Genomic DNA, 12,187 nt, shown 5'->3' with positions numbered 1-12,187 from the left:
GTGATCCGGCAGGTGCCCGGGGAGCTGGAGGTGGTCGACCTCGAGCTCGACGCCACGCGCCGCGACGAGGTCCAGGTGCGGATGGTCGCCTCGGGCCTCTGCCACTCCGACGACCACCACGTCACCGGTGACCTGCCGGTCGGGACCTACCCGTTCGCCCTCGGGCACGAGGGAGCCGGGGTCGTCACCGAGGTCTTCGACAACGACAAGGGCATCCGCGAAGGAGACCACGTCGTCTTCTCCGCGATCCCGTCGTGCGGGCACTGCCGCTTCTGTTCCACCGGACGGCAGAACCTCTGCGACCTCGCCAAGGGCATCCTCGCCGGCCCGCGCTGGACCGACGGCTCCTATCGGTTGCACCAGGTCGAGGACGGCAGACCGGTCGGGCAGATGTGCGGCATCTCGACGTTCACCGCGTCCACCACGGTCTCGCTGGCGTCGGTCGTGAAGATCGACGACGACATCCCGCTGGAGAAGGCCTGCCTGATCGGCTGCGCGGTCAGCACGGGGTGGGGCTCGGCGGTCAACTCCGCCGACGTGCGGCCCGGCGACACAGTGATCGTCATGGGTGTGGGCGGCATCGGGGCGAGCGCGATCCAGGGTGCGGCGCACGGGGGAGCGGGAACGATCATCGCCGTCGACCCGGTTGCCCTGAAGCGGGAGAAGGCGCTCGAGTTCGGCGCGACGCACACGGCCGCGTCGATCGAGGAGGCCACCGAGCTCGCGAAGCAGGGCACGAACGGCCAGGGCGCCGACGCCGCGATCATCACGGTCGGGGTACTAGCGCCCGAACACATCGGTCAGGCGCTCGCGGCGATCCGCCGGGCGGGGACCGTGGTGGTGACGGCCGTCGGGCAGCACGCGGTCAGCCAGACCCCGCTGGAGCTCTTCGACCTCACCCTGTCGCAGAAGCGCATCCAGGGGTCGCTGTTCGGGTCGACCAACGGCGGTTGGGACGTGCCGCGCCTGCTCGGCCTGTACCGCGCGGGGAAGCTGAAGCTCGACGAGATGGTCACCCGCACCTACGCGCTCGACGACATCGCCCAGGGATACCGGGACCTGCACGCCGGGCTCAACGTCCGCGGGGTCGTCGTCTACGACTGATCCGCCGTGCCTTGGAGGAAGGCCCGCAGGCCGGTGGTGAACACGTCGTTGTCGTCGCCGGTGACCATGTGGCCCGCGCCGTCGACGTCGATCTGCTCGGCGTGCGGGACCAGCGCTCGCAGCTCCGCCGCCGCCTCCGGGCTCACCACCTCGGACTGCACACCGCGGACGAGCAGGGTCGGGACGACGACGCGGGCCGCGGCCGCGCACGCCCGCTCCGGGTCGGCGCGACCGGGCCGCTCCGGCGTCGGTGCGTCGCCGGCGACGAAGCGCGGATCCCAGTGCCAGAACCACCGCCCGTCGCGCCACCGCAGGTTGCGCCGGAGCCCGTCAGGGCGCGCCGGGCGCGGCCGGGACGGGTCGTAGGCGGCGATCGCGTCGGCCGCATCCTCCAGCGACGCGAAGCCGTCGAGGCCGCTGCGCATGAAGTCGAGGATCCGGTTCACGCCGGTCCGGTCGACGCGCGGCGTCACGTCGACCAGCACGAGCCCGGCGGCCAGGCTCGGGCCCTCACCCTCGGCGAGGAGCGCGGTCCGCCCGCCCAGCGAGGCCCCGACCAGGACCGGCCGGACCCCGAGCGTCGCGACGACGGCGCGCAGGTCGTCGGCGAGCACGCCGAGCCCGTAGTCCCCGTCCGGGGACCAGTCGCTGTCGCCGTGCCCCCGCGCGTCGACGGCCACGGTCGTCCAGCCGTCGTCGGCGAGCGTCTGCGCGGTCCGCCGCCACGAGTGCCGCGTCTGCCCGCCGCCGTGCAGGAAGAGCACGGTGCCCCGGGGTGCGCAGGGAGGGTTCCACCGGGTGGCGGCCAGGTCGATCCCCGCCGCACCCTCGACGCGCAGCTCGTTGATCGCGGGGGCATCCGTGCTCACCGAGTCACTCCAGGACGAGACGGGTGGTCGAGCCCGCCGCGGGGTCGTCGAGCATCGGTCGCAGCGCGCCGGGCTGGCCGGCGTACTTGGACCGGTAGGCCTCGCCGACCTGCTCCCGGACCGCCTCGTCGGCGACCGGCTCGAGCGTCACGTCGGTCTCGACCCCGCCCGCGCGGACCCGGGCCACACCGCGGGACAGGGCGCGCCTGAACCAGCCGCCCTCGCTCCCGTACGCCGACCGGACGTAGAGGTCGTCGCCGACCCGGACCACCCAGATCGGGGTCCAGCGCCGCAACGATCCGTCGTCGCGGTAGCTGGTGACCTGCAGCTCCTCGGAACCCGCCACCCGCGCCAGGTCGTCCTTCGACCAGCTCACAGGTGCTCGGTGAAGAACGGGGTCGCCTCGGCGACGGCGCGGTCGACGTACTTCGGGACGTCGTAGAAGTCCATATGCGTGCCGCCGTCGACGATCACCAGCTTCTTCTCGCCGCGCAGGCGGGCGTGCAGCTCGGTGGTGTGCCACAGCGACCCCGCGTCGGACCCGGCGACCATGAGGACGGGCTGGGTCAGCAGATCCTCGGCGAGGTGGAACCCGTCCCAGGCCATGATCTTCGGAATGCTCTTGGTCGCGAGGTAGGTGTTCTTCGCGTTCGGGTGCTGTGCGCGCGGCGTCAGGTAGTACTCGCTGGCCTGGACCATGTCGTACGGGGTGTTCTCGTCCGGCTCGGCGGGGACGTACGCGCTGGTGGCGACCTCGGCGCCGTGGGCGCACTCGGCGGTGCGCTGCTGGGCGATCGCGTCGAGCGCAGGGACGGCCGCGGTCGCGGGGTCGGCGCCGAACCAGCCCTGCCGCCACGCCGTGCCGATGTTCAGGGCGCTCACGGTCGCCAGGGCCTTGACGCGGTGGTCGGTCATGGTCGCGTTCGCGCCGTAGGCGCCCCCGGCGCAGACGCCCAGGACGCCGATGCGCTCGGGGTCGACGTCGTCACGGGACTGCAGGTAGTCCACCGCCGCGCGGACGTCCTCCACCCGGGCGGCGGGGTCCTCCAGGAAGTGCGGTTCGCCGCCGGACTCGCCCTGGTAGGAGGCGTCGAACGCCAGGGTCACGAACCCCTGCGCAGCCATCTTCTCCGCGTACAGGCCCGCCGTCTGCTCCTTGACCCCACCTCCGGGGTGGACGGTGACGAGCGCCGGGTACCGGTGTCCCTGCTCGAACCCGTCCGGCCGGAACAGGTTGCCGGCCATCGTGATCGATCCGTTGGCGAACGTGACGGCGTCCACGGTTGGTCACTCCTCGATGTCGTCTGACGTGGGTCGTGCACGGAGTTCCACGGAGCCGGGACCTCCATGCCTAGACGCAAAGTATTTTATACGATACGTTGCGGTCAGTGGTTCGGGTCACAGCGAGGGGATGAAGCGGTGCGGGATTACTCGACGTTCTTCATCGGGGGACGGTGGGTCGAGCCGCAGGGGAGCGACCTGCTCGCGGTCACCTCTCCGTTCACCGGTGAGGTGATCGCGCGCGTGCCGGCGGCGTCCGCCGCGGACGTCGACGACGCCGTCGCGGCCGCCCGGCGGGCGTTCGATCTCGGGGACTGGCCACGCCGCACGGTGGACGAGCGGGCCGAGGTCCTCGGTCGTCTCAGCGAGCTCCTCGGCAAGCGCGCCGACGAGATCGCCGGCCTCGTGACGAGCGAGATGGGCTGCCCGATCACGCTGTCGCGCTCGATGCAGGCCGCCGGGCCGAAGGTGCTCCTCGACAGCTTTCTCGAGCTCGCGCCGGACTACCCCTGGCGCTCCGAGCGCGAGGCCGTCACCGGCCGCGCGCTCGTGCTGCGCGAGCCCGTCGGCGTCGTGGCCGCGGTCGTGCCCTGGAACGCGCCGCTGCTCATCTCGGTCATGAAGCTCGCCCCGGCCCTGCTGGCGGGGTGCACCCTCGTGCTCAAGCCGGCCCCGGAGACCCCGCTCGACGCCTACCTCCTCGCCGAGCTGCTGGCCGAGGCCGGGCTGCCGGAGGGGGTCGTCAACGTCGTCCCGGCCGACCGCGAGGTCAGCGAGCACCTCGTGACTCACCCGGGGGTCGACAAGGTGGCGTTCACGGGCTCGACCGCCGCCGGGCGCCGGATTGCTTCGCTCTGCGGGCACGACCTCAAGCGCGTGACGCTCGAACTCGGCGGCAAGTCGGCCGCCGTGTTGCTCGACGACGCCGACGTCGCCGCCGCGGCGGAGTCGCTGCGCATCGGCTCCTTCCGCAACAGCGGCCAGGTGTGCAGCCTCAAGACGCGCGTCGTCGTGCCGCGGTCGCGCCAGGAGGAGTTCCTCGACGCCTTCGGGGCGGTCGTGGCGAGCATGCCCGTCGGCGACCCGATGGACCCGGCCACCCAGATCGGCCCGATGGTGAGCGAGCGTCAGCGCACCCGGGTCGAGGGCTACATCGCGGCCGGCCGCGACCAGGGAGCACGGCTCGTCACCGGCGGCGGGCGGCCCGCCGGTCTCGACGACGGGTTCTTCGTCGAGCCCACGATCTTCGCCGACGTCGCCACGGAGATGACGATCTCCCAGGAAGAGATCTTCGGGCCCGTGGTCTCGGTCCTGGCCTACGACGACGAGGACCAGGCCGTCGCGATCGCGAACGACTCCAGCTACGGGCTCAACGGGTCGGTGTTCACCGCCGACCCCGGCCGCGGCGTCGCCGTCGCGTCCCGCCTGCGCACCGGCACCGTCGAGGTCAACGGCAGCCCGGTGGGCTTCCACGCGCCCATCGGCGGCTTCAAGTCCAGCGGGATCGGCCGGGAGGCCGGTCCCGAAGGGTTCGACGCGTACGTCGAGCTCAAGTCCGTGGGTCTCCCGCGAGACCTGATCCTGAGCAGCTGAAGGAGACCGACATGGCAGGCAAGCACCTCGAAGCCCAGGCGCGCGTCGTCGTCTCGGGACTCGACGAGAGCGGGAAGTCGACCATCGTCAGTGACGGGAACACCGCTACACGGATCGCCGCCCCCGGGTTCACGGTGATGGACACCTGGCAGGTCGACGCGGTCCCCGCCGAGGTCGCCGCGGCGTCCACACTCGGCGAGAACCCGGTCATCGACCCGCCCAAGAGCGGCCTGGTCGTCCGGCTGGCGAGCTTCCCGCCCGACAGCGAGTTCGACGCGGCCGCCTATGCCGCCTCCCTGGACGACTTCGGTGGTGGCGACTCCCACGGCGGTGCCGAGGACGGCGCGGCCGGGGTGTGGCACGAGACGGACACCGTCGACGTCGTGACCGTCATCAAGGGCGAGCTGTACGCCGTGATGGAGACGGGCGAGACGCTGCTGCGCGAAGGCGACACGTTCGTGACCCGCGGGGTGAAACACATCTGGAGCAACCGCACCGACGAGCCGGTCCTGATCGTCGCGACCATGATGGCGGGCACCCGATGAGGGGCGTCGTCTTCGCCGGCGACAAGCAGCTGGAGGTCATGGACTTCCCCGACCCGAAGCCGGGCCCGGACGACGTCGTGATCGACATCAAGGCGTCGGGCCTGTGCGGCAGCGATCTGAAGTTCTACCGCGACCCGCCCGGTGCCGCGCTGAAGGCGCTGGGCTTCAAGAGCTTCGACGAGCGCGGGGTCGAGGGCGTGCCGTCGATCATCGCCGGCCACGAACCGTGCGGCGTCGTCGCCGAGGTCGGTGCCGACGTCGACCCTCGCGCCTTCAAGGTCGGCGACCGTGTCATGCAGTTCCACTACGACGGCTGCGGGCACTGCGACCTCTGCCGCAGCGGCTGGACGCAGATGTGCCCGCAGGGCGCGACGATCTACGGAGCCACCGCGCACGGCGGCCACGCGCACCACATGCTCGCCCCGGCCCGCACTCTCGTGCACCTGCCCGAGGCGATCAGCTTCTCGGCCGGCGCGGCCATCGCCTGCGGGACCGGCACGGCCTACGGCGCGCTGCGCCGCACCGAGGTCACGGCCGCCGACACCGTGGCCGTGTTCGGGATCGGGCCGATCGGCCAGTCCTGTGTGCAGTTCGCGACGGCGATGGGCGCGACGGTCATCGCCGTCGACGTCGCCGACGCCAAGCTGGAGCGGGCCGGCGAGTTCGGCGCCCACCACGTGGTCAACTCCGCGCAGACCGACGCCGTCGCGGCGATCAAGGAGCTGACCGGCGGCCGTGGTGCCACCGTGTCGATCGAGTGCTCCGGCGCGCCGCCCGCCCGGGCGGCGGCCGTACGGTGCCTGGCCGTGTGGGGCCGTTCCGCGATGGTCGGCCTCGGCGGCGAGCTCACCCTCGACGTCGCCCCCGACATCGTGATCAAGCAGATCACGATCTACGGCACGTACACGTTCTCCAACGTCGGGCTCGCGGAATGCGCCCGGTTCGTGGCCGACCACGGCATCGACGTCGACAAGCTCTTCACCGACCGCTGGAGTATCGACCAGGCCGACGAGGCCTACCGGGTGTTCGACAAGCAGGAGCGAGGCAAGGCGGTCATCGAGTTCTGACGCCGTGGTGCTCGCTACTCTCCGCTCCGGCACAGGATCGCCGCTGCGAGGAGCCCGATGACGACGCAGGAAGGCCGGCCACAGCTGCTGCGGCCGGAGGGTGCGGGCCACGCCACGGTGGCGCCGATCGAGCTGTTCTTCGACCTGGTCTACGTCTTCGCCATCGTCCAGGTCTCGCACACGCTGTTGGCGCACCTGACCGCCCTGGGCACCCTCGAGACCGCCCTGCTCTTCGCGGCGGTGTGGTGGGTGTGGAACTACACCACGTGGGCGATGAACTACCTCGATCCTCGCCGCAGCGCGGTGCGGATCCTCAACGCGGTGCTGATGCTGGCCGCCTTCGGCATGGCGCTGGCCCTGCCGTCCGCGTTCGGTGGCGGGGGTCTGGTCTTCGCGGGTTGCTACGCCGTCGCCCAGGTCGGTCGGCCGGCCTTCATGTGGATCACGTTGCGCGGCCATGTCCTGTCGCGCAACTACCGCAACCTGCTCGTCTACAGCGCGATCGCGTCGGCGCTGTTCCTCGCCGGCGCGTTCCTGCCGGCCGGTGCGCGTCTCGTGGTGTGGGCCGTCGCGGTGGCGATCGACATCCTCGGACCCCGCGTCGAGTTCCGGTCCCGGGCCTGGGCTCCACCCCGATGGACACCTGGCCCGCCGACGCCGAGCACCTCGCCGAGCGGAACCGTCTCGTCTTCATCATCGCGCTCGGAGAGTCGATCCTGATCATGGGGCTGACCATCACCGAGCTTCCGTCGATCGACGCGTACGCGGTACTGATCGCCGTACTCGGCTTCGTCGGGCTGTTCGGGCTGTGGTGGTCCTACTTCGCGCTCGCCGGTGACGACACCACGGCCAGCCACGGCGACCGCAGCACGGCCGCCCTGCGCGGCGCGTTCCCGTACGCCCACGGCCTGATGGTGGCGGGGGCGATCCTGTTCGCCGTGTCCATCGAGCTGCACCTCACGCATCCTGAGACCGAGCCGGGACTCGTCCTCACCTCGATCGGCGGTCCGCTGCTCTACCTCGCCGGCAACGTGCTGTTCCTCCGATCGCGGAGCGGCGCGGTGGCCCGTGCGCGCTACCTCGCCGCCGGAGTGCTGGTCCTCGTCGGCGTCCTCGGTCTGCTCGTCGGGCACGGCCTGCCGGCGCTGGTCATCGGACTCGCGGTGCTCGGTGTCGTCCTCGCGCTCGCAGCTGTCACCGAGCTGAGCTCGAGCACTCCCTCGACGTCTGCCTGAGTCGGGACTGGCTCGTCCAGGCACCTGGTGGCGTTGGCGGCCGGCCGGGGTTCGCCCAAATCGGTTTGATCTTGTTGAAGATCGCTACGACTGACGCCAGACGATCGTCAGGAGAGCGGTCGAGAGGAGTAAGCGTGCCCCGAAGCGATCTGCGATCAGATCGGAGATCGCTCCGCAGAGCTGTGACCAGCAGAAAGAGTGCGCCGTCAGGGACTCGAACCCCGAACCCAGTGATTAAGAGTCACTTGCTCTGCCCATTGAGCTAACGGCGCGTGATCAGAACCCTAGCAAAGCTTCGGGACCGATCCGGCAGCGGGTGGCCCCTCTGCCGTCCGGGTGAGTGACGGGACTTGAACCCGCGACACCTGGGATCACAACCCAGTGCTCTGCCAACTGAGCTACACCCACCATGGCAGGCCCTCCGGGTCTCCCCGGCGAGCCTCGACAAGCCTACAAGCCGAGCGCGGGCGGCTCGCCACCGGCCCGATCGCGAGCCTCACCCACAGAAGGTGAGGCGCCTCCCGTGGCCGGGGCCGCAGTGTCGGGCCGCGCCCGCAGGCCGACAGCCCCAGGAGGACCCATGCCCGGTGGACAGCCGAACATCCTCGTCATCTGGGGCGACGACATCGGCATCACCAACCTGAGCTGCTACAGCGACGGTCTGATGGGCTATCGCACACCGAACATCGATCGCATCGCGGACGAGGGCATGCGGTTCACCGACTCCTACGGCGAGCAGAGCTGCACCGCCGGGCGGGCGGCCTTCATCACGGGTCAGAGCGTCTATCGCACCGGCATGAGCAAGGTCGGCTTCCCCGGCATGGACGTGGGTCTGAACGCGGCCGACCCGACGATCGCCGAGCTCGTCAAGCCGATGGGCTACGCGACCGGGCAGTTCGGCAAGAACCACCTCGGCGACCTCAACAAGTACCTGCCGACGGTCCACGGCTTCGACGAGTTCTTCGGCAACCTCTACCACCTCAACGCCGAGGAGGAGCCGGAGCTGCCGGACTACCCGGGCAAGGAGGAGTACCCGCGGCTGCACGGGTTCCTCTACCCGAGGGGTGTCCTGCACTGCTGGGCCACCGAGGAGGACGACGACACGGTCGACCCGAAGTACGGGCGGGTCGGCAAGCAGCGGATCGAGGACACCGGCCCGCTGACCAAGAAGCGCATGGAGACCGTCGACGACGAGTTCACCTCGGCGTGCGCGGGGTGGATCCGCACGCAGCACGAGGCGGGCACCCCGTTCTTCTGCTGGATGAACATGACCCACATGCATCTCCGGACGCACACCAAGCCGGAGAGCCTCGGGCAGGCCGGCTTCTGGCAGTCGCCGTACCACGACACGATGATCGACCACGACCGCAACGTCGGACAGCTGCTCGACCTGCTCGACGAGCTCGGGATCGCCGACGACACGATCGTCATCTACTCCACCGACAACGGCCCGCACGCCAACACCTGGCCGGACGGCGCGACGACCCCGTTCCGCAGCGAGAAGGACACCAACTGGGAGGGCGCCTTCCGGGTGCCCGAGGTGATCCGCTGGCCCGGTCACATCCCGGCCGGCGTCGTCTCGAACGACATCGTCCAGCACCACGACTGGCTCCCGACGCTCGTCTCCGCGGCCGGCGAGCCCGACGTCGTCGAGAAGCTCAAGACCGGTCACCGGGGCTTCCGCGTCCACATCGACGGCTACGACCTGCTGCCCTACCTCACCGGCGAGGTGGAGCACTCGCCGCGACGCGGGTTCGTCTACTTCTCCGACGACGGCGACGTCCTCGGTCTGCGCTTCGAGAACTGGAAGATCGTGTTCCAGGAGCAGCGCAAGGAGGGCACGCTCGGGGTCTGGGCCGAGCCGTTCACCGTGCTGCGCATCCCGAAGCTGTTCAACCTGCGCACGGACCCGTTCGAGCGCGCGGACGCCACCTCGAACACCTACTGGGACTGGTTCCTCGACCACGACTACATCGCGCTCTACGGCGGCGGCATCGTCACGAAGTTCCTGGAGACGTTCGAGCAGTTCCCGCCGCGCCAGGAGCCGGCGAGCTTCACGATCACCCACGCGGTCGAGAAGCTGCACGCGTTCCTCGCGAAGGACTGAGGATGCTCGACTCCTGGCGCGACGGATCGGCCCGCCGAGCGATCGAGGACTTCGTCCGTCGCGCCACCGACCCGGCATCGCCCGAGGTGATCCCGCACGAGGAGCGGATCGTCGTCACCGACAACGACGGCACGCTGTGGTGCGAGAAGCCGATGCCGATCCAGCTCGACTTCCTGGTCCGGCGCCTCGGCGTGCTGGCGACGGCCGACCCGACGCTGCGGGAGCAGCAGCCGTACCGGGCGGCCTACGAGCGCGACAGCCGGTGGATGGGCGACGCGATGCTCAAGCACTACCGCGGGGACGACACCGACCTCGGCCTGCTCAAGGCGGCGGTGACCAGCGCGTTCGACGCCGTCGAGGTCGAGGAGTACGACCGTGCGGTGCGGGCGTTCTTCGCCGAGGCCGACCACCCGACGCTCGGGCGGCCGTACCGGACGTGCGGCTTCGCGCCGATGGTCGAACTGCTGCGCTACCTCGAAGCGCACGACTTCACCGTCTACATCGCCTCCGGCGGCGACCGTGACTTCATGCGACCGATCGCGCCGCAGCTCTACGGGGTGCCGCCGGAGCGGGTGATCGGCAGCGCGCTCGGGATCGACTACCGGGAGGGGCAGCTGCTCTACCGGGCCGAGATGGACTTCTTCGACGACGGCCCCGAGAAGCCGGTCCGGATCTGGAGCCGGATCGGGCGGCGGCCGGTCATCGCGATCGGCAACGCCAACGGCGACCTGCCGATGCTCGAGTTCGCCGGGGGAGGGCGACCCGCCCTGCGGTTGGTCGTGCGCCACGACGACGCCGAGCGGGAGGCCGACGACTCCGGCGGTGCGGAGGACCTGCTGGCCCGGGCGGGGCACGAGGGGTGGACCGTCGTCAGCATGCGGGACGACTGGGAGAAGGTCTTTGACTGATCTGCGGTGGGTCCCCGCCCAGACGTTCGCGATGGGCTCCGACCGTCACCACGCCGAGGAGGCGCCGGCCCGCCCGGCGACCGTCGACGGGTTCTGGATCGAGCGGCACCCCGTCACGAACGCGCAGTTCGGCCGCTTCGTGCGCGAGACCGGCTACCGGACCGTGGCCGAGCGTCCGCTCGACCCGGCCGACTTCCCGGGCGCGCCGCCGGAGAACCTGCAGCCCGGCTCGATGGTCTTCACGGGCACCGACGGCCCGGTCGACCTGCGCCACCTCGCACAGTGGTGGGCCTGGACGCCCGGCGCGCTCTGGCGCCGCCCCGAGGGCCGCGGCTCGTCGCTCGCTCACCGCCCCGACCACCCCGTCGTGCACGTGGCGTACGAGGACGTCGCGGCCTACGCCACCTGGGCGGGCCGCGCCCTCCCGACCGAGGCCGAGTGGGAGGCCGCCGCCCGCGGCGGGCTCGAGGGCGCGGCCTACACCTGGGGCGACGAGCCGCGCGACGGCATGGCGAACCACTGGCACGGCGCGTTCCCGTGGCGGGCCGACCGGGGGTACGGGTCGACGACACCGGTCGGCGCGTTCCCGCCCAACGGCTACGACCTCGTCGACATGGCGGGCAACGTCTGGGAGTGGACCGCCGACCGCTGGGAGGGCGCGGCGGAGCCGAGCCACGTCGTGAAGGGCGGCTCGTTCCTCTGCGCCGACGAGTACTGCTCGCGCTACCGGCCGGCCGCGCGGCGGCCCCAGCCCGCCGACACGGGCATGAGCCACCTCGGGTTCCGGTGCGTGCTGCGCGATCAGCCCGCCGGCGGCGGGGCCTGACCGCCGGCCGGCCCGGGCTCGGCCGCCTCGGCCGCGACGACGCCGGTCTTGTCCTCGGCCACCACCGACGAGGCCGCGGTCTGGGCCTCCTCGGTGCTCGGGCCGGGCAGCGCGACGAACGCCGTGCGCCGGTAGTACTCGAGCTCGCGGATGGACTCGCGCACGTCGGCGAGCGCGCGGTGGGCGAGGCCCTTCTCCGGCTGCGCGTAGTAGATGCGCGGGTACCAGCGCCGGCACAGCTCCTTGATCGAGCTGACGTCGACCATGCGGTAGTGCAGGTAGCCGTCGAGCTCGGGCATGTCGCGGGCGAGGAAGCCGCGGTCGGTGGCGATCGAGTTGCCGCACAGCGGCGCCGAGCGGCCCTCGGCCACGTGCTCGCGGATGTAGTCGAGGACGAGCTTCTCGGCCTCGGCCATCGTCACCGTCGACTGGCGCACCTCGTCGGTGAGCCCGGACTTCGCGTGCATGTCGCGCACGACGTCGGGCATCGCGTCGAGCGCGGCATCCGGCGCGTGGATGACGACGTCGACACCCTCGCCGAAGGGCACGAGGTCGGCGTCGGTCACCAGGGCGGCGATCTCGATCAGAGCGTCGTTCTTCAGATCGAGGCCGGTCATCTCGCAGTCGATCCACACCAGACGGGCACTCACCT

13 protein-coding genes and 2 tRNA genes are annotated in these 12,187 nt (G+C 71.1%); 9 read left to right on the top strand and 6 right to left on the bottom strand.

What is annotated here, in order from left to right; genetic code table 11:
- Entirely contained in the window at positions 1–1,104 is a 1,104-nt protein-coding gene (locus ACR9E3_RS26270) for an NDMA-dependent alcohol dehydrogenase (protein ID WP_460383691.1), read from the top strand.
- Here ACR9E3_RS26270 and ACR9E3_RS26265 read toward each other — a convergent pair.
- The 3 genes from ACR9E3_RS26265 to ACR9E3_RS26255 are packed head-to-tail and all read right to left on the bottom strand — an operon-like array spanning position 1,095 to position 3,254.
- Positions 1,095–1,973 (bottom strand): alpha/beta fold hydrolase, encoded by an 879-nt coding sequence (locus tag ACR9E3_RS26265; RefSeq protein WP_460383689.1) that lies wholly within the window; start codon positions 1,971–1,973, stop codon positions 1,095–1,097. The two genes, ACR9E3_RS26270 and ACR9E3_RS26265, sit on opposite strands and share 10 nt — an antisense overlap.
- Positions 1,974–1,977: 4 nt before the next feature.
- Positions 1,978–2,349 (bottom strand): DUF2255 family protein, encoded by a 372-nt coding sequence (locus tag ACR9E3_RS26260; protein ID WP_460383687.1) that lies wholly within the window; start codon positions 2,347–2,349, stop codon positions 1,978–1,980.
- Positions 2,346–3,254 (bottom strand): alpha/beta hydrolase, encoded by a 909-nt coding sequence (locus ACR9E3_RS26255; RefSeq protein WP_460383686.1) that lies wholly within the window; start codon positions 3,252–3,254, stop codon positions 2,346–2,348. Before ACR9E3_RS26255 ends, ACR9E3_RS26260 begins: the two co-directional genes overlap by 4 nt.
- Positions 3,255–3,392: 138 nt before the next feature.
- On the opposite strand from ACR9E3_RS26255, the gene ACR9E3_RS26250 reads away from it, so the two are divergent.
- The 5 genes from ACR9E3_RS26250 to ACR9E3_RS26230 are packed head-to-tail and all read left to right on the top strand — an operon-like array spanning position 3,393 to position 7,694.
- Entirely contained in the window at positions 3,393–4,847 is a 1,455-nt protein-coding gene (locus ACR9E3_RS26250; protein WP_460383685.1) for an aldehyde dehydrogenase, read from the top strand.
- 11 nt (positions 4,848–4,858) lie between these two features.
- On the top strand, positions 4,859–5,392 hold the full coding sequence (locus ACR9E3_RS26245) for a cupin domain-containing protein (protein WP_460383684.1): 534 nt from the start codon (positions 4,859–4,861) through the stop codon (positions 5,390–5,392).
- Positions 5,389–6,459, top strand: a complete 1,071-nt coding sequence (locus tag ACR9E3_RS26240; RefSeq protein WP_460383682.1) for a zinc-dependent alcohol dehydrogenase family protein — start codon at positions 5,389–5,391, stop codon at positions 6,457–6,459. The genes ACR9E3_RS26245 and ACR9E3_RS26240 overlap by 4 nt, the downstream gene beginning before the upstream one ends.
- Positions 6,460–6,516: 57 nt before the next feature.
- Positions 6,517–7,179, top strand: coding sequence for a low temperature requirement protein A (locus ACR9E3_RS26235; RefSeq protein ID WP_460383681.1), 663 nt, complete (start codon positions 6,517–6,519; stop codon positions 7,177–7,179).
- Positions 7,095–7,694 (top strand): low temperature requirement protein A, encoded by a 600-nt coding sequence (locus ACR9E3_RS26230; protein WP_460383680.1) that lies wholly within the window; start codon positions 7,095–7,097, stop codon positions 7,692–7,694. The genes ACR9E3_RS26235 and ACR9E3_RS26230 overlap by 85 nt, the downstream gene beginning before the upstream one ends.
- A 199-nt stretch (positions 7,695–7,893) precedes the next feature.
- Here the strand turns inward: ACR9E3_RS26230 and ACR9E3_RS26225 are convergent.
- Positions 7,894–7,966: transfer RNA gene (locus tag ACR9E3_RS26225), tRNA-Lys, on the bottom strand.
- A gap of 63 nt (positions 7,967–8,029) precedes the next feature.
- A tRNA-His gene (locus tag ACR9E3_RS26220) sits at positions 8,030–8,102 on the bottom strand.
- A 172-nt stretch (positions 8,103–8,274) separates the two neighbouring features.
- Here ACR9E3_RS26220 and ACR9E3_RS26215 point away from each other — a divergent pair.
- Genes ACR9E3_RS26215 through ACR9E3_RS26205 form a run of 3 tightly spaced genes read left to right on the top strand, consistent with a single transcriptional unit; the run spans position 8,275 to position 11,535 of the window.
- Complete coding sequence (locus ACR9E3_RS26215; protein WP_460383678.1) at positions 8,275–9,801, top strand: arylsulfatase; 1,527 nt, start codon at positions 8,275–8,277, stop codon at positions 9,799–9,801.
- Between the two features lie 2 nt (positions 9,802–9,803).
- Entirely contained in the window at positions 9,804–10,709 is a 906-nt protein-coding gene (locus ACR9E3_RS26210; RefSeq protein ID WP_460383677.1) for an HAD family hydrolase, read from the top strand.
- Complete coding sequence (locus ACR9E3_RS26205; RefSeq protein ID WP_460383676.1) at positions 10,702–11,535, top strand: formylglycine-generating enzyme family protein; 834 nt, start codon at positions 10,702–10,704, stop codon at positions 11,533–11,535. Before ACR9E3_RS26210 ends, ACR9E3_RS26205 begins: the two co-directional genes overlap by 8 nt.
- Here ACR9E3_RS26205 and orn read toward each other — a convergent pair.
- On the bottom strand, positions 11,511–12,185 hold the full coding sequence (gene orn / locus ACR9E3_RS26200) for an oligoribonuclease (RefSeq protein ID WP_460383675.1): 675 nt from the start codon (positions 12,183–12,185) through the stop codon (positions 11,511–11,513). The genes ACR9E3_RS26205 and orn overlap by 25 nt on opposite strands.
- Between the last annotated feature and the right edge of the window lie 2 nt (positions 12,186–12,187).

This window comes from Actinomycetospora sp. C-140 (assembly GCF_054796175.1).
Note: the sequence above shows the minus strand (reverse complement) of the source record. Positions and strands in the feature narration are given on the sequence as shown.